The sequence below is a fragment of the Cryobacterium arcticum genome (genome assembly GCF_001679725.1).
Lineage (GTDB): Bacteria > Actinomycetota > Actinomycetes > Actinomycetales > Microbacteriaceae > Cryobacterium > Cryobacterium arcticum_A.
Genome location: NZ_CP016282.1, coordinates 1,364,900 through 1,382,453 on the forward strand (window position 1 = coordinate 1,364,900; position 17,554 = coordinate 1,382,453).

Sequence of the window (17,554 nt, forward strand, 5' to 3'; positions counted from 1 at the left end):
TCGACAAGCTCGACCAGCGATCGGATGCGTTTCGCAGACATCCGCGACCTGTGAGGAAAGCACCGGAGCGGGCGCGTTCTTGGGGCCTCGCTGACCGATCGCGGGGGAGGCGGTGAGGGCCGTTGTCCTGTAGGATTGAGGGATCGAAGCTTGATGGTTCGAAACGACTTGATGGCCGGCACCTGGTGCCGGGGCATCGCACCTTGTTTCGGCGGCCATAGCAAGAGGGAAACGCCCGGTCACATTCCGAACCCGGAAGCTAAGACTCTTTGCGCCGATGGTACTGCAGGGGGGACCCTGTGGGAGAGTAGGACACCGCCGGACTTAACTTAGTCAAAATGGCCACCCATTCGGGTGGCCATTTTGCGTTAACGTACGCTGGAGATGCAGTCCGGTACGTAAGCCACACCTACAGGAGATAAACAGTGACCCCCACGGAACGCAACGGGAACGACGCACGCGATAACGGAAGCGGCGACCGTCGAACCGGCGGTTACCAGGGAGGTCGCGGAGGCTCCGACCGGCCTCGCCAAGACGGCGCACGAACGCCGTACAAGGGCAACGCCGGCTCCGGCAATGACCGTCCGCAGCGCGACGGAGAACGTCCTCCGTACCGCGGCAACTCTGACCGCCCGGCCCGCGATGGCGATCGTGCTCCGTACCGTGGCAACTCCGATCGCTCGCAGGGCGGGGAGCGCGCACCGTACCGGGGCAACTCCGACCGCCCTCAGGGTGGCGAGCGTGCGCCGTACCGCGGCAATTCAGACCGTCCGGCATACAACAGCGACCGCCCGGCGCGCGATGGCGATCGTCCTCCGTACCGAGGCAACTCCGACCGGCCGGCGTACAAGGGCAACTCTGACCGTCCGCAGCGTGACGGCGACCGTCCTCCGTACCGTGGCAACTCCGACCGCCCTCAGGGTGGCGAGCGTGCGCCGTACCGCGGCAATTCAGACCGTCCGGCATACAACAGCGACCGCCCGGCGCGCGATGGCGATCGTCCTCCGTACCGCGGCAACTCCGACCGTCCGGCACGTGATGGCGATCGTCCTCCGTACCGCGGCAACTCTGACCGTCCCCAGGGCGGGGAGCGCGCGCCGTACCGGGGCAACTCCGACCGTCCGGCCTACAACTCGGACCGCCCGGCGTACAAGGGCAACTCTGATCGCCCGCAGCGTGACGGCGAGCGTCCTCCCTACCGCGGCAATTCCGATCGTCCGGCGTACAACTCGGACCGTCCCGCATACAAGGGCAACTCCGATCGCCCGCAGCGCGACGGCGACCGTCCTCCGTACCGGGGCAACACGGATCGCCCGGCGTACAAGGGCAACTCCGATCGCCCCCAGCGCGACGGCGACCGTCCGGCGTACAACTCCGATCGTCCTGCCTACAAGGGCAACAGCGACCGTCCCCAGCGTGACGGTGACCGTCCCGCGTACAAGGGCAACAGCGACCGTCCCCAGCGTGACGGTGACCGTCCCGCGTACAAGGGCGACAGCGATCGTCCGGCATACAAGGGCACCTCTGACCGTCCCCAGCGCGATGGCGACCGTCCCGCGTACAAGGGCAACAGCGACCGCCCCGCATACAAAGGCAACTCCGACCGCCCGCAGCGCGACACCGAGAACAAGCCGTGGCTGAAGGACAGCGCCCGGGGCGGTTCACCGACTCGCGCCGGCGCGCCCCGCGACGCCGGTAAGAAGCTGTGGACCCGCGACGGCGCTCCCGCTCGCAACGACCGCGACGCCCGCGTCGTGGAAGAGGAGATGACCGAAGAGCAGCGCATGCAGCGCGAGCTCCGTTCGGTGCGTCCCCGTCACGACGACCCGGAGCTGCCCGACGACATCACGGCCGACGACCTCGACCGCATCGCGCGCAACGAGCTGAAGACCCTCACCAAGGACAACGCCGAAGCCGTGGGTCGCCACCTGGCCATGGCCGCCCGCGTGATCGACGAAGACCCCGAGCTGGCCCACCGCCACGTGATGAGCGCCGCCCGTCGCGCCGGCCGCATCGCCGTGGTGCGCGAGAGCCTCGCCATCACCGCCTACGCCACCGGCGACTTCGCCCTGGCCCTGCGGGAGCTCCGCACCTACCGCCGTATCTCGGGCTCCAACGCCCAGCTGCCCCTGATGGTGGACAGCGAACGCGGCGTCGGCCGCCCCGACCGCGCCCTCGAGCTCGGCCGGTCCGTCGACCGCAGCACGCTGCCGGCCGGCGTGCAGGTGGCCCTGGCCATCGCGATGTCGGGCGCCCGCCTCGACCTGGGTGAAGCCGAGGCCGCGCTGAGCGAGCTCGAGATCGCCCAGCTCGACCCCAAGACGGCGTTCTCCTACAGCTCCGAGCTGTTCGCCGCCTACGCCGAGGTGCTCGAAGAACTCGGCCGCACCGACGAAGCCGACCTCTGGAACGAACGCGCTTCCCGCGCCGACGCCGCGCTCAACGGCGACGTCGACGAGACCATCGAGATCGTCGAACTCGACGACGAAGAGTTCGACGAGGACGAGGACGACACCGACGACGAGTCCGACGAGGACGAGGCCGACAACGCCGACACTCCCGACGAGCTCGAGACCGCCGACATCACCATCACCGACACCGAGGACATTGCTTCACCCGATGACGAATCAACCGACGAGTCCGAGTCAGCGACCAACCACGCCGAGGGCGTGGACGAAGATCCTGAAACGACGCCCGTTGACTGAGCCGGCCACGCCCCTGGCCGGCATCGACGTGGTGCTGGCCGACCTGGACGGCGTGGTCTACGCCGGACCCCACGCCATCCCGTTCGCCGTCGACAGCCTCAACCGGGCCGCCGAGAGCATCCGGGTCGGGTACATCACCAACAACGCCTCACGCACGGATGCGTCCGTCGCCGGCCACCTCACCGACCTCGGTCTCACAGTGGCCCCGTCCGACGTCGTCACCTCGCCCCAGGCGGCCATGCGGCTGCTCGTGGAGCAGGTGCCGGCCGGTTCCCGCATCCTGGTCGTGGGCGGCGACGGGCTCGTCGACGAACTGCAGAAGCACGGCTTCGAGGTGACCCGGTCCGCCGAGGATTCCCCGGCCGCCGTGGTGCAGGGGTTCGCGCCCGACGTGGGCTGGACCCAGCTGGCCGAGGCCTGCTTCGCGCTGAACGCCGGCGTCACCCCCGATGGTGACTATGCGGGCATCCCGTGGATCGCCACGAACACCGACTGGACCATTCCGCAGGCCCGCGGCATCGCTCCGGGCAACGGCACCCTGGTGTCCGCGGTGCACACCGCCGTCGGACGCCTGCCCCTCGTGGCCGGCAAGCCCGAGACGCCGATCTTCTTCGAGGCCATTAAGCGCTTCGAGGCCACCACGCCACTGTTCATCGGCGACCGGCTCGACACCGACATCCTCGGTGCCAACCGGGCCGGCATCCCGGCCGTGCTGGTGCTCACGGGCATCGACAAGGCCAAGCAGGCCCTGGCCGCCGGCCCGGAGGAACGCCCCACGTTCATCCTCGAGGACCTGCGCCAACTGCATGAGCCCTACCCGGTGACCGTGTTCTCCAAGGACAAATCCCAGGCCACCGTCGACGGCGCATCCGTGCGCATCCACGGTGCCGACGTGGAGATCATGGCCGTCGGCGACGACGGAATCAACCTGCTGCGCGCGGCGTGCGCCGTGATCTGGGCGTCCGGCCGACCGATCTACGGGCTCAACGTTCCGGAGAGTCTCTATCTCGGACGGTAGCCTAGGAGGCGTGAGTGCAGACGGAGTAGACCAGGCACGACCGCCGGCCGGACCGACCCCGGGCCGCCCGGGGCCGCGCCCCGCGCCGTCTGCTCCGGCCCCCGGCCCCACCGCCGACGTACCGGCCCCGCCCGTTCTGAACGGCCAACTCGACGCCCGCCTCGCGGCCGTCGAGGCGCTGCCACTCGCGGAGCGGGCCGCGGCCTATTCCGAGCTGCACGACAGTCTGCGCGACCACCTCGAAGGTGGAGACGTGCCCCGATCGAAGGCCGAATGACTACGCACAACCCGACCGCGCCAGACCCCGACCTGGGGACCGACTCCGAGCAGACTCCGGCACCGCAGCGGCCGGCACCCCAGCCGACCAGCGTGCCCGTCCACACCCCGGCGCCCGTCGCCGAGCCGGTGGCGTCCACGGGGGAGCAGCGCCTGGATTCGGCGCTGTCCGACCGCGGCTTGGTGCGCTCACGCACCGTCGCCGCCCGGCTCATCGCCGAGGGACTGGTGACCGTGGACGGCAGCCCCGTCGTCAAGGCGTCCGCGAAGGTGCGCGACAGCCAGGTGATCGCCGTCGCGCCCACCGACCACTACGTCAGCCGCGGGGCGCACAAACTCGTCGCCGCCCTCGACGCCTTCGAACTTCCCGTCGCCGACCGCACCGCGATGGATGCCGGCGCCTCCACCGGCGGGTTCAGCCAGGTGCTGCTCGAACGCGGCGTCGGCCGGGTCATCGCCGTCGACGTGGGCCACGGCCAGCTGTCGCCCACCATCAAGGCCGACCCCCGCGTCACGCTCGTGGAGGGCTTCAACCTGCGCTACGCCACCGCGGAGACCATCGCGGGCGCATCCGGCATCACCGACCGACCCGACCTCGTCGTGGGCGACCTGTCCTTCATCTCGCTCACCACGGTGCTGCCGGCCCTCGTCGCCACCGCCGCCGAGGGCGCCGACTTCGTGCTGCTGATCAAGCCGCAATTCGAAGTGGGACGCGGCGGCATCCGTGAGGGTGTCGTGCACGACCCGGGCCTGCGCGCCGACGCCGTCTCCGGCGTGCTCTGGGCCGGCTGGGATCTCGGCCTGGGCATCAACGGCCTGATCGCCTCGCCGATCGCCGGCGGTGCCGGCAACCACGAGTATCTCGTGTGGATGCGAACCGGAACCGGCACCAATCCGACAGAATGGATCGATCGGATAACCGTCCTGGTGGGAGCGTGACGAGCATGACCGCAACGTCCAGGCACATCCTCGTCGTGGCCCACACCGGCCGGCAGGATTCGTTGGAAGCCGCCGCGACGGTGTGCGAGCAGCTCATCGCCGCCGGCGCCGTGCCCGTGCTGGCCGCCGAGGAGCGCAACGACCTGCTCGCCTCCTGCCCGCAACTGAACGGCAGCACCGCCGTGCTCGGCGAGACCGTGCAGGCCACCGACCTGGAGCTCGTCATCGTGCTCGGCGGCGACGGCACCATCCTGCGGGCCGCCGAGATCGTGCGCGGCTGCTCCGCCCCGCTGCTGGGCATCAACCTGGGCCACGTCGGGTTCCTCGCCGAAAGCGAACGCGACGACCTGGGCGAGGCCGTGCGCCGCGCGCTGCTGCGCGACTACCTCGTCGAAGAGCGGATGACCCTGTCGGTGCGGGTGAAGGTGGACCACGAGGTGGTCTACGAAACCTGGGCGCTCAACGAGGCCACCGTGGAGAAGGCCAGCCGGCAACGGATGATCGAGGTCATCATCGAGGTCGATGGCCGCCCGCTCTCCGCGTTCGGCTGCGACGGCGTGGTGCTCTCCACCCCCACCGGGTCCACCGCCTACTCGTTCTCCGCCGGCGGCCCCATCGTCTGGCCGAGCCTGGACGCCCTGCTGCTCGTGCCGCTCAGCGCGCACGCCCTGTTCGCCCGCCCGCTGGTCGTGGGGCCGGACTCCTCACTGGCCGTGGAGGTGCTCGCCCGCGGTGACAGCTCGGCCGTGCTCTGCGCCGACGGCCGCCGCGTGCACGACCTGCCGCCGGGCGCCCGCGTGATCGTGCGACGCTCCCCGGTGCCGGTGCGCCTGGCCCGGCTGCACAGCGGTCCGTTCACCGACCGGCTCGTGAACAAGTTCGATCTGCCGATCACGGGCTGGCGCGGCCCGGTCGGGCGGGAGTGAGGCCCGGCCATGATCGAAGAACTCGTCATCCGCGACCTCGGCGTGATCAAAGAAGCCACCCTGCCACTCGGCCCCGGCTTCACGGCCATCACGGGCGAGACCGGCGCGGGTAAGACCATGGTCGTGACCGCGCTTGGCCTGCTGCTCGGCGAACGTGCCGACCCCGGCACCGTGCGCGCCGGCCAGTCTCAGAGCTGGGTGGAGGGCCGCTGGCTGGTCGACCCGGCCGGGGCCGTGGCCCAGCGGGTGCATGACGCCGGGGGAGACCTCGACGGACCCGAACTGCTGCTCAGCCGCTCCGTGTCGGCGGAGGGACGCAGCCGCGCCGTCGTGGGCGGCCGCAGTGCCCCCGCCGGCGTGCTCGGCGACCTCGGCAGCGACCTCGTCGTGGTGCACGGCCAGTCCGACCAGGTACGCCTGCGCTCCACCTCCGCCCAACGCGGCGCGCTCGACCGGTTCGCCGGCGCCGAACTCGCGGATGCCCTCACCGCCTTCCAGCACGCCTACCACCGCTGGCACGCCAACCAAGCCGAACTCGACCTGCTCATCGCCGAACAGGACCGCCGCGCCCGCGAAGCCGAGGATCTGCGGCTGGCCATCGCCGAGATCGAACTGGCCGCCCCGCAACGCGGCGAGGACGACGAGCTCAGCGCCCGCGCCGAACGGCTCGGCAACCTCGAGGAACTGCGCCTCGCCGCCGCCTCGTCCCGCGAACTGCTCTCGGCCGAGGACTCCAGCGACGACACCCCCGACGTGGTCGCCCTGCTTGACTCCGCCCGCCGGCAGCTCGAACGCGCCGCCGAACACGACCCCACCCTGCCGCCGCTGGCCGAGGCCCTCGCCAACGCCGGGTTCGCCGTGGCCGACATTGCCGGGCAACTCTCCAGCTACCTCGCCGGCCTCGACGCCGACGGCGCCCGGGAGCTCGAGGTGGTGCAGGAACGCCGTGCCGAGCTGAGCGCCCTGTCACGCAAGTTCGCCGGCGGCCTCGACGAGGCCATCGACTTCCTCGACACCGGCAGCAGCCGCCTGCTTGAGCTCGACAGCGACTCCGACCGCATCGAGACCCTCCAGGCGGACACCACCGCCGACCGGGACCTCGTGCAGCGCCTGGCCGATACCCTCACGGGCATCCGCACCACCGCGGCAACCGCGCTCGGCACCGCCGTGACCCGCGAACTGGCCGCCCTGGCCATGCCCGACGCCCGCCTGGTGGTGGAGATCGACCCGCTCGACGAGGTGTCGGTGACCGGTCTGGACCTCGTGCGCATCATGTTGCAGCCGCACGCCGGCGCCGAGCCGCGGGCGTTGGCGCGCGGCGCATCCGGCGGCGAACTGTCCCGGGTGATGCTGGCGATCGAGGTCGTCATCAACGCCACCGACCCCGTGCCCACCTTCGTCTTCGACGAGGTCGACGCCGGCGTGGGCGGGGCGGCCGCCATCGAGATCGGCCGGCGACTCGCCCGGCTCGCCGAAACCGCGCAGGTGATCGTGGTCACCCACCTCGCCCAGGTCGCCGCGTTCGCCGGCAACCACCTCAGCGTCGTCAAAGACAGCAACGGCTCGGTCACCGCGAGCAGTGTGCGCCAGCTCACCGGCGACGACCGGGCCGCCGAGATGGCCCGTCTGCTCTCCGGACTGCCCGACTCCGCCAGCGGCCTCGAGCACGCGCGCGAGCTCATCGAACTTGCCCACTCAACCAGCTCCAACGGAGAGGCCCACACTAGGTGATAGGATCGAAGCCCGTGGTGAACAATATAAACGCGGACAAATCAAACGACATTACGAAGCACATTTTTGTGACCGGTGGTGTCGTTTCTTCATTGGGTAAAGGCCTGACGGCGGCAAGCCTCGGCAACCTGCTCACTGCTCGCGGACTGCGCGTTGTGATGCAGAAACTCGACCCCTACCTCAACGTCGATCCTGGAACGATGAACCCGTTCCAGCACGGCGAAGTCTTCGTCACCGACGACGGCTCCGAAACCGACCTCGATATCGGCCACTACGAGCGCTTCCTCGACATCAACCTCACCCAGGCGGCGAACGTCACCACCGGTCAGGTCTACTCGCAGGTCATCGCCCGTGAACGCCGCGGCGAATACCTCGGCGACACCGTGCAGGTCATCCCGCACATCACCGACGAGATCAAGCGACGGATGCGGCTCCAGGCCAGCGACGAGCCCCGCCCCGACGTGATCATCACCGAGGTCGGCGGCACCGTCGGCGACATCGAATCGCAGCCGTTCATCGAGGCCGCACGTCAGGTGCGCCACGAGCTCGGCCGCAAGAACGTCTTCTTCGTGCACGTCTCCCTGGTGCCGTTCATGGCCGCCTCCGGTGAGCAGAAGACCAAGCCCACCCAGCACTCCGTGGCCGCGCTGCGTTCGCTGGGTATTCAGCCGGACGCGCTCGTGCTCCGCAGCGACCGGCCCGTGTCCGAGTCGAACAAGCGCAAGATCGCGCTCATGTGCGACGTGGACGAAGACGCCGTCGTGAACTGCAAAGACGTGCCCAGCATCTACGAGATCCCCGCCGTGCTGCACGAGCAGGGCCTGGACAAGTACATCACCGACGCGCTCGGCCTGCCGGTGAAGGACGTGGACTGGACCGCTTGGCAGCGCGTGCTCGACGCCGTGCGCGAGCCCAAGCACGAGGTCACCATCGGCCTGGTCGGCAAGTACATCGACCTGCCCGACGCCTACCTCTCGGTGACCGAGGCGCTTCGCGCCGGCGGCTTCGCCCAGCAGACCAAGGTGAAGATCGAGTGGATCGCCTCCGACACTTGTGAGACGCCCGAGGGCGCTGCCGCGATGCTCAGCGAGCTCGACGGCATCTGCGTCCCCGGCGGCTTCGGCGTGCGCGGCATCGAGGGCAAGCTCGGCGCCCTCAAGTTCGCCCGCGAGAACGCCATCCCCGTGCTCGGCCTGTGCCTCGGCCTGCAGTGCATGGTCATCGAGTACGCCCGCAACAAGGCCGGCCTCGAGGGTGCTTCCTCCAGCGAGTTCGACCCGGAGACCGAGTTCCCGGTGATCGCGACCATGGAAGAGCAGGTCGAGATCATCGCCGGCGGCGACCTGGGCGGCACCATGCGCCTCGGCCTGTACCCGGCCACCCTCGCCGACGGCTCGCTCGTCGCCGAATTGTACGGTGCCTCCGAGGCATCCGAACGCCACCGTCACCGCTACGAGGTGAACAACAACTACCGCGCCCAGATCGCCGAGGCCGGCCTGTGGTTCTCCGGCACCTCGCCCGACGGCCACCTCGTCGAGTACGTGGAGCTGCCCCGCGCCGAGCACCCGTTCTACGTGGGTACCCAGGCGCACCCCGAGCTGCGCTCACGCCCGAGCGACGCCCACCCGCTGTTCCGCGGCCTGATCGGAGCGGCCCTTGACCGCCAGCAGGCCAGCCGCCTGTTCGAGGTGAAGGAAGATGCCTGAGAGCCTCTCCGCCCGCGCCGAGGCCGACGCGCTGTTGCCCCGCATCGAGGATGAACCGGCGCCCACCGCGCTGACCTCGAGCGCGGTGCAGTTCGACGGCCACGTGTGGAACATCCGCCAGGACGCGTTCGACTACAACGGCGCCGAGATCGTGCGCGAGTACGTCGACCACCCCGGCGCCGTGGCGATCCTCGCCCTCGACGACCAGGACCGGGTGCTACTCATTCAGCAGTACCGGCACCCGGTGCGGATGCGGGAGTGGGAACTGCCCGCCGGGCTGCTCGACATCGACGGCGAACATGCCCTCATCGGCGCGCAGCGTGAGCTGGCCGAGGAGACCGACGTCGTCGCATCCGAGTGGAACGTGCTGACCGAGTTCTACACGTCTCCGGGCGGCAGCAACGAGGTCATCCGCATCTACCTGGCCCGTGGCCTGTCGCCGGCCAACGAGGCGTTCGATCGCACCGACGAGGAGGCCGACATGGTCACCCGCTGGGTGTCCCTGGACGACGCCGTCGACGCCGCGCTCGCCCGCCGGGTGCAGAACCCGTCCCTCGTCGTCGGGGTGCTGGCCGCCGCCGCGTCCCGCGCACGCGGCTGGTCGTCACTGGCGCCGGCCGACCTGCCGTGGCCGCGGCATCCGTCGAACTGGGACCACACGGTGTGACCGGCCCCGTGTTCGTCGAGGAGGCCGTGCACTCGTATCTGCGGCATGTCTCGATTGAACGCGGGCTCAGCGCCAACACGGTCGCCGCGTACCGGCGCGACCTGGTCATCTACGCCGGTTGGCTGACGGATGCCGGTGTGACCGACCTCGGCGCCGTCACCGCCGCGCAGGTGAGCGCGTTCGTGCAGTTCCTGGGCGCGCGCGCCGAGTCGCCGTTGACGGCGTCGTCGGTGGCGCGGATCCTCTCCACCGTGCGCGGGTTCCACCGGTTCCTGCTCGAGGAATCCCTCGTGGACGTCGATGTGGCGCACGAGACCAAACCGCCCAAGCTGGGCCTCAGGCTGCCCAAGGCCATCTCGATCGAGCAGGTGAACCAGCTGCTGGCCGCCACCGACGGCGACGAGCTGCCGCAGCTGCGCGACAAGGCGCTGCTCGAGCTGCTCTATGCCACCGGAGCGCGGGTGTCGGAGGTGGTGAACCTCAACGTCGACGACGTGCTCGAGGAAGACGTGGTGCGGCTCACCGGCAAGGGCAACAAGCAGCGCATCGTGCCGGTGGGCAGCTTCGCCCGCGCGGCGATCGACGCGTACCTGGTGCGGGCCCGGCCGGTGCTCTCGGTGCGCGGCAAGGCCACCCCGGCGCTGTTCCTCGGGGTGCGCGGGCACCGGGTGAGCCGGCAGAACGCGTGGTTGATCATCAAGGCGGCGGCCGAACGCGCCGAGCTGGGCATCGAGGTGTCACCACACACGCTGCGGCACTCCTTCGCCACCCACCTGCTCTCCGGCGGCGCCGACGTGCGCGTGGTGCAGGAGCTGCTCGGCCACTCCTCGGTGGCCACCACCCAGATCTACACCCTCGTCACCATCGACACCCTCCGCGACATGTACACCACCGCCCACCCCCGAGCCCGCTGACCTCGCGACGTGCCCGCATGTCGCGCCCCCTCGTCGGTCGAGCTCGTCGAGACCTCGTGACATGCCCGCCTGTTGCGCCCCGTGCGTCGGTCGAGCCTGTCGAGACCCCGTGACGTGCCTGCATGTCGCGTCCCGTGCGTCGGTCGAGCTCGTCGAGACCTCGTGACGTGCCTCGAGATCGGCTCACCGGGTCTCGACAGGCTCGACCGACGTGTGGGTGGGTTCTGCAGGCCGGCTCGCGTGGTCTCGACAGGCTCGACCGTCGTGTGGGTGCGTTCTGCAGGCCGGCTCGCGTGGTCTCGACAGGCTCGACCAACGTGCTGGGTGCGCTCAGCGGGCCGCATCCGTGACAATGGGGGAGTGACCCGCACCTCCCCGCCCCCGCCGGCAGCGACGCCGGCCGGCCGCTTCGGCATCCGTCGTAACCTGCTGCGCCCCGACGACTCGGAGGCCGCCGACCGCGTCACCTACGTGGAGCTGTTCTTCGACCTGATCTTCGTCTTCGCGCTCACCCAGCTCTCCCGCTACCTGTACGAGAACCAGTCCTGGGAGGGTGCCCTCGAGTCGGCGATGCTCGTGCTCGCCCTGTGGTGGCTCTGGGTGTACACGACCTGGGTGACCAACTGGCTCGACCCGGCCAAGCTGCCCGTGCGCGGTGTGGTGCTGGGCCTGTCGCTGGTGGGTTTCGTGGTGAGCGTCTCCATCTACGAGTCGTTCGGCGACCGCGGCATCGTTTTCGCCCTCGCGTACACGATGCTGCAACTGGGCCGCACCGCCTTCATGCTGCTCGCCGTGGCCCGGCACGACCCGGAGCTGCGCCGCACCTTCGTGCGGATCCTGGTCTGGCTGGCCCTGTCCAGCGTGTTCTGGGTTGTCGGCGCGTTGCTGCCGCTGCAGTACCGGTTGCCGCTCTGGTTGATCGCCCTGGCGATCGAGTACCTCTCCGCAGGGGTGGGTTTCCGGGTGCCAGGGCTCGGTGCCTCCGGGGTCGACCAGTGGGACCTCTCCGGCCCGCACATCGCCGAGCGCAGCGCCCTGTTCGTGATCATCGCCCTGGGCGAATCGCTGCTGGTGACCGGGTTCGCGTTCGTCGACAAGGAATCGTCGGCGGAGAGCATCCTGGGCATGCTGCTCGCGTTCGGCGCGAGCGTGGCCATGTGGTGGCTGTACTTCGACCACAGCGAACGCGCCGGCGCCAAGGCCATCGCCGCCGCGGCCGAGCCGGGGCGCATCGCCCGGCTGGCATACACCTACGTGCACGCGGTGATCATCGCCGGCATCGTGCTCACCTCGGTGGCCGACAAGGAGGTGCTTTCGCATCCGCACGCCGAGATGACCCTGTCGACCGCGGTAGTGCTGGTGGGCGGTCCGCTGCTCTACGTGGCGGGGATGCTGCTGTTCAGGCTGGTCGTGGCGCGGGAGCTGCTCGTGTCGTACCTGGTGGGCATCGGGGCGCTGCTGGTGGCGTTCGCGGCCGCGTTCGCGCTCACCCCGCTGCAGCTGGGCGCGGTGACCACCGGGGTGCTCGTGATCGTGGCCGGCTGGGAGACCGTGGTGCGGGTGCGCGCCGGCACCGACGACAAGAAGGCCGGCTGACCGGTCCCGCGTGTGTGTCGCGCCCCGTCGTTGGTCGAGCTTGTCGAGACCTCGTGACGTGCGTGTGTGTCGCGCCCCGTCGTGGGTCGAGCTTGTCGAGACCTCGTGACGTGCGTGTGTGTCGCGCCCCGTCGTGGGTCGAGCCTGTCGAGACCTCGTGACGTGCCTCGAGACCTGCTCACGGGGTCTCGACAAGCTCGACCAGCGTATTGGGTGCGTTTCGCAGACAGGCTCGACCGGCGGGAGGGAGCGGCAGCGAGTGGCGGCACACCGGGGATCTTGGCGGGGGCGGGCGTGGCGGCTCGGTAGAATCTACCAAGTGAATTGCTTGACGGATCGAGGACAGCCCAGTGGCGCGTAAGACGGATAGCCGGACGCAGCTTCCCGGACTCGAGGAGCTCCCCACCGGCGCAACCGGACGACCGGTGCAGGTGTTCGAGGAGCCCGCCCCGCTGAAGAGCCATGGGCCGGCGCGCATCGTGTCGCTGTGCAACCAGAAGGGCGGCGTCGGCAAGACGACGACCACCATCAACCTGGGTGCGGCGCTGGCCGGCTACGGCCGCCGGGTGCTCGCCATCGACTTCGACCCGCAGGGCGCTCTGTCCGCTGGCCTCGGTGTGCCCACGCACGACGTCACCACCATCTACGACCTGCTCCTGAGCGGCTCCAAGGACCCGCACGAGGCCATCCAGCAGACCTCGGTAGAGGGCCTGGACATCATTCCGGCCAACATCGACCTCTCCGCCGCGGAGGTGCACCTCGTCAACGAGGTCGCCCGCGAGCAGATCCTGGCCCGGGTGCTACGCAAGGTCTCCAACGACTACGACATCATTCTCATCGACTGCCAGCCGTCGCTCGGTATCCTCACGGTAAACGCCCTCACCGCCAGCCACGGGGTGCTCATCCCGCTGGAGTGCGAGTTCTTCGCCCTGCGCGGCGTGGCCCTGCTCATCGAGACCATCGACAAGGTGCGCGACCGGCTCAACCCGGCCATCGAACTCGACGGCATCCTGGCCACCATGTACGACTCCCGCACCCTGCACTCGCGTGAGGTGCTCGAGCGGGTCGTCGACGCGTTCGGTGACCGGGTGCTCGACACCGTCATCGGCCGCACCGTCAAGTTTCCGGACGCCAGTGTCGCGGGGGTGCCGATCACCGAGTTCGCTCCGGAGCACGCCGCCGCCAAGGCCTACAAGCAGGCGGCGCGGGAACTGATCCAGCGTGGCGCGGTCGCCTAAGCGGCTTTCGGCCGCTCCGGCCACCGCCGCGGCGACAGCCTCGGCCGCCGCTGGCACGGCTGGCACGCTGGTTGACGCCGGCGGCGGGATGCCTGCGCCCGGCTTCTCCGTGGCGTTGCAGAACTTCGAGGGCCCGTTCGACCTGCTGCTCTCGCTGATCGGCAAGCACGAACTCGACATCACCGAGATCTCGCTGAGCCGGGTCACCGACGAGTTCATCGCCTACCTGCGCGGTCTCGACGCCGCCGAGGAGCTGGACCAGGCCACCGAGTTCCTCGTCGTGGCCGCCACCCTGCTCGACCTCAAGCTGGTGGGCCTGCTGCCGCAGGGCGAGCTGGTGGATGCCGAGGACGTGGCGTTGCTCGAGGCCCGCGACCTGCTGTTCGCCCGGCTGCTGCAGTACCGGGCGTTCAAGACCGCGTCGGCGTGGTTCCTCGAGAACCTTGAACACGAGGCCACCCGGCACGTGCGGTCGGTGCGGCTCGAGGAGAAGTACCGCACGACGACCCCGGAGCTGGTCTGGACGCTCTCGCTCGCCGACTTCGGCGCGCTGGCCGCGCTGGCCCTCACGCCGCGCGAGCTGCCGACTGTGGGGCTGGAGCATCTGCACGCGCCGCTGGTGAGCATCCGGGAGCAGGCGGCGATCGTCGTGGCGATGCTGCGCGCCAACCAGAGCCTCACGTTCCGGGAGTTGATCGTGGACTGCGCCCAGAAGGGGCAGGTCATCGCCCGGTTCCTCGCCGTACTCGAGCTGTACCGGCACGGCGCCCTCACCTTCGACCAGCTGGAACCGCTCGGGGAGCTCAGCCTGCACTGGGACGCCGACGGCTGGTCGGACGACAACCTCGCGAATCTCGGAGCCGACTATGACGCCTGATGCCGGTATGACGGATGCTGACGTGGAGAACTCGACCGAACGTCGGTCGAGTTTGTCGAGACCAGGTGACTCGGTCTCGACAGGCTCGACCAGCGGGATGGCCGCGTCCGATGGGTCGGCTCGCGGGGTCTCGACAGGCTCGACCGCCGAGATGGGCGCGTCCGCGACGTCGGCTCGCGGGGTCTCGACGGGCTCGACCGCCGAGATGGGCGCGTCCGATGGGTCGGCTCGCGGGGTCTCGACAGGCTCGACCAGCGGGATGGGCGCGTCCGATGGGTCGGCTCGCGGGGTCTCGACAGGCTCGACCAGCGGGATGGGCGCGTCCGATGGGTCGGCTCGCGGGGTCTCGACAGGCTCGACCAGCGAGACGGGCGCGACCGAACGTCGGTCGAGCTTGTCGAGACCTGGTGACCCGGTCTCGACCGGGGACGGGGGAGCGGGCGAGGCGCAGCCGATCGAGCGGCGGCTCGAGGCGATTTTGATGGTGGCCGATGAGCCGCAGAGCCTGGTGCACCTGGCCAGCGCGGTCGGGCGTCCGCTGGTCGAGGTGCGCGAGGCCATCCTGCGGCTCGTCGCCGACTTCGACGGCGTCGACGGTACCGTGCGGCGCGGATTCGAACTGCGCGAGGTCGCCGGCGGCTGGCGCATCTACGTGCGCGCCGAACACGACCCCGTCGTGGCCGACTTCGTGCTCACCCAGAACCCCAGCCGGCTCTCCCAGGCCGCCCTGGAGACCCTCGCCGTGATCGCCTACAAGCAACCGATCAGCCGCGGCGCGGTAGCCTCGATCAGGGCGGTTAATGTCGACTCGGTGGTGCGCACCCTCCTGGGGCGCGGATTGATCACCGAAGCCTTCACCGATAGCGAGACCGGCGCGATCAATTACGCCACCACCGACCTGCTGCTCGTGCAGCTGGGAATCAACTCGCTCGACGAGTTGCCACTAATTTCGCCGTTGCTCGCCGACGGTGCGAACGGATTCGAGGATCTACCATGACCGACCACAACGACGGCTACACCGACACCAGCAGCAGCAACCCGGACTTCGCGACGAACCCCGAGGCCGCCGCCGACGGCATCCGCCTGCAGAAGGTGCTCTCCGCCGCGGGCGTGGCCTCGAGAAGAGTCAGCGAAGACATGATCAGCTCCGGCCGCGTGCGGGTCAACGGCAAGGTCGTCACCGAACTCGGCCGCCGCGTGCACCCCGAGACCGACAAGATCGCCGTGGACAACATCGCCATCCAGCTGGACACCAGCCGCCGCTACGTAATGCTCAACAAGCCCGTCGGTGTGGTCTCCTCCATGCAGGACGAGAGCGGCCGGCCCGACCTGCGCCAGTTCACCGAGGGCTACGAAGAACGCCTGTTCAACGTGGGCCGCCTCGACGCCGCCACCAGCGGCCTGCTCATCCTCACCAACGACGGTGACCTCGCCCACGTGCTCGCACACCCCTCCTTCGGTGTCGCCAAGACCTACATCGCCAAGGTCGAGGGCCGCGTCTCGGCGCAGACCATCGGCAAGCTGCAGAGCGGCATCGAGCTCGACGACGGCCCCATCGCCGCCGACAAGGCCCGCATCCTCACCAGCCCTCCCGGCGACGGCTTCACCCTCGTCGAGCTCACCCTGCACTCCGGCCGCAACCGCATCGTGCGACGGATGATGGACGCCGTCGGCCACCCCGTCGTCGACCTGGTGCGCCGTCAGTTCGGCCCGCTGCAGCTGGGCACCCTCCGGGCCGGCGCCGTGCGCGACCTCACTAAGGTGGAACTCGGTCAGCTGCTCACGGTGTCCCGCGCCGAAGTTCAGAAGTAGAGCTCAGAAGTAGCCCCACCAGCATCCGTTTCACCCCTATTAGCCGCGCAAGTTTGGAGCCGAACGTGGTCGAGTCTCGCCTGATCGGGCCGGTGCGTGTCGTCGGCGCCGGGCTCCTGGGAACCAGCATCGGTCTGGGCCTCACGGCCCGCGGCCTCGACGTGATCCTCGCCGACGCGTCGCCGACCAACCTGTCGCTGGCCATCGACTACGGCGCCGGCCGCGCCGCCACCCCCGGCGACGCCCCGCAGCTCATCGTCGTGTGCGTGCCGCCGGACGTGACCGCCGACGTCGTCGCCCGCGAACTCGAGGCGTTCCCCGACGCGATCGTGACGGACGTGGCCAGCGTCAAGCTGGCCCCGCTCACCGAGCTGCAGGAGCGCGGCGCCGACGTCTCCCGGTACATCGGCTCGCACCCGCTGGCCGGCCGCGAACGCGGCGGACCCCTCGCCGGCCGCGCCGACCTCTTCATCGGCCGGCCCTGGGTGGTCGCCGCGCACGACGCGATCAGCTACCAGCGCGCCACCGCGATCGACGACCTCATCCTCGACCTCGGCGCCACCCTCGTGGAGATGAGCCCGGAAGACCACGACAACGCCGTCGCCCTGGTCTCGCACGTGCCCCAGGTGGTCTCCACCCTGATGGCCCGCCGGCTCACCGATGCCCCCGGCTCCGCGCTCAACCTCGCCGGCGGGGGAGTGCGCGACGTCACCCGGGTCGCCGCGAGCGACCCCGAACTGTGGGTGCAGATCCTCGGCGCCAACCCCGCCCCGGTGCGGCAGATCCTGCTGGCCCTCCGCGACGACCTCGACCGGTTCATCGACGCCCTCGCCGACCCGTCCGCCCCCGGCGCCCGCCGGCAGGTGGCCGAGGAGATCGCCGGCGGCAACACCGGCGTGGCCCGGCTCCCCGGCAAGCACGGTCAGGACCGCCGCTACTCCGTCATCACCGTGATGGTCGACGACACCCCCGGTCAGCTCGCCCGCCTCTTCAACGAGATCGGCGAGGTGGGCGTCAACCTCGAGGACCTGCGCCTCGAGCACTCCCCGGGAGCCCAGATCGGGCTCGCCGAGATCAGCATCCTCCCCGAGGCGGTCAGCCGCCTCACCACTGAGCTGGCCGCGCGCGGCTGGCGGATTGTCGGTTAGA

Annotated in this window: 15 protein-coding genes and 1 rRNA gene; all 16 read left to right on the forward strand. The window is 69.9% G+C overall.

Annotation, left to right across the window (positions count from 1 at the left end; all coding sequences use genetic code 11):
• Window positions 1-207: 207 nt before the first annotated feature.
• Window positions 208-324 (forward strand): 5S ribosomal RNA (rrf, locus tag PA27867_RS06045).
• A gap of 101 nt (window positions 325-425) precedes the next feature.
• Window positions 426-2,705, forward strand: a complete 2,280-nt coding sequence (locus PA27867_RS21175; RefSeq protein ID WP_236900848.1) for a primosomal protein — start codon at window positions 426-428, stop codon at window positions 2,703-2,705.
• The gene (locus PA27867_RS06055; RefSeq protein WP_236900849.1) at window positions 2,698-3,723 is read left to right on the forward strand and encodes an HAD-IIA family hydrolase; all 1,026 of its coding nucleotides are present in this window, start codon (window positions 2,698-2,700) and stop codon (window positions 3,721-3,723) included. The genes PA27867_RS21175 and PA27867_RS06055 overlap by 8 nt, the downstream gene beginning before the upstream one ends.
• A 10-nt stretch (window positions 3,724-3,733) precedes the next feature.
• The gene (locus tag PA27867_RS06060; protein WP_066594437.1) at window positions 3,734-4,000 is read left to right on the forward strand and encodes a hypothetical protein; all 267 of its coding nucleotides are present in this window, start codon (window positions 3,734-3,736) and stop codon (window positions 3,998-4,000) included.
• Window positions 3,997-4,938: a TlyA family RNA methyltransferase gene (locus PA27867_RS06065; protein WP_084020762.1), complete on the forward strand. Its 942-nt coding sequence runs from the start codon at window positions 3,997-3,999 to the stop codon at window positions 4,936-4,938. The genes PA27867_RS06060 and PA27867_RS06065 overlap by 4 nt, the downstream gene beginning before the upstream one ends.
• 5 nt (window positions 4,939-4,943) lie before the next feature.
• Complete coding sequence (locus PA27867_RS06070; RefSeq protein ID WP_066599246.1) at window positions 4,944-5,864, forward strand: NAD kinase; 921 nt, start codon at window positions 4,944-4,946, stop codon at window positions 5,862-5,864.
• 9 nt (window positions 5,865-5,873) lie between these two features.
• The gene (gene recN / locus PA27867_RS06075; RefSeq protein ID WP_066594438.1) at window positions 5,874-7,595 is read left to right on the forward strand and encodes a DNA repair protein RecN; all 1,722 of its coding nucleotides are present in this window, start codon (window positions 5,874-5,876) and stop codon (window positions 7,593-7,595) included.
• A 14-nt stretch (window positions 7,596-7,609) separates the two neighbouring features.
• Window positions 7,610-9,301 (forward strand): CTP synthase, encoded by a 1,692-nt coding sequence (locus PA27867_RS06080; RefSeq protein ID WP_066594440.1) that lies wholly within the window; start codon window positions 7,610-7,612, stop codon window positions 9,299-9,301.
• Complete coding sequence (locus PA27867_RS06085; protein WP_066594442.1) at window positions 9,294-9,968, forward strand: NUDIX domain-containing protein; 675 nt, start codon at window positions 9,294-9,296, stop codon at window positions 9,966-9,968. The genes PA27867_RS06080 and PA27867_RS06085 overlap by 8 nt, the downstream gene beginning before the upstream one ends.
• A complete protein-coding gene (gene xerD, locus PA27867_RS06090; RefSeq protein WP_236900850.1) occupies window positions 9,965-10,882 on the forward strand; it encodes a site-specific tyrosine recombinase XerD in 918 nt (305 codons plus the stop codon). The genes PA27867_RS06085 and xerD overlap by 4 nt, the downstream gene beginning before the upstream one ends.
• A gap of 360 nt (window positions 10,883-11,242) precedes the next feature.
• Window positions 11,243-12,478 carry a low temperature requirement protein A gene (locus tag PA27867_RS06095; protein ID WP_208857305.1) on the forward strand — a complete coding sequence of 412 codons (1,236 nt, stop codon included), beginning with the start codon at window positions 11,243-11,245 and terminating at the stop codon, window positions 12,476-12,478.
• Between the two features lie 350 nt (window positions 12,479-12,828).
• Window positions 12,829-13,716: a ParA family protein gene (locus tag PA27867_RS06100; protein WP_066594444.1), complete on the forward strand. Its 888-nt coding sequence runs from the start codon at window positions 12,829-12,831 to the stop codon at window positions 13,714-13,716.
• On the forward strand, window positions 13,700-14,593 hold the full coding sequence (locus tag PA27867_RS06105; RefSeq protein ID WP_420480690.1) for a segregation and condensation protein A: 894 nt from the start codon (window positions 13,700-13,702) through the stop codon (window positions 14,591-14,593). The genes PA27867_RS06100 and PA27867_RS06105 overlap by 17 nt, the downstream gene beginning before the upstream one ends.
• A 313-nt stretch (window positions 14,594-14,906) precedes the next feature.
• The gene (gene scpB, locus PA27867_RS06110) at window positions 14,907-15,590 is read left to right on the forward strand and encodes an SMC-Scp complex subunit ScpB (RefSeq protein WP_084020766.1); all 684 of its coding nucleotides are present in this window, start codon (window positions 14,907-14,909) and stop codon (window positions 15,588-15,590) included.
• Window positions 15,587-16,405, forward strand: a complete 819-nt coding sequence (locus PA27867_RS06115) for a pseudouridine synthase (RefSeq protein WP_066594445.1) — start codon at window positions 15,587-15,589, stop codon at window positions 16,403-16,405. The genes scpB and PA27867_RS06115 overlap by 4 nt, the downstream gene beginning before the upstream one ends.
• A gap of 65 nt (window positions 16,406-16,470) precedes the next feature.
• Window positions 16,471-17,553 (forward strand): prephenate dehydrogenase, encoded by a 1,083-nt coding sequence (locus PA27867_RS06120; protein ID WP_236900851.1) that lies wholly within the window; start codon window positions 16,471-16,473, stop codon window positions 17,551-17,553.
• Window position 17,554 lies beyond the last annotated feature (1 nt).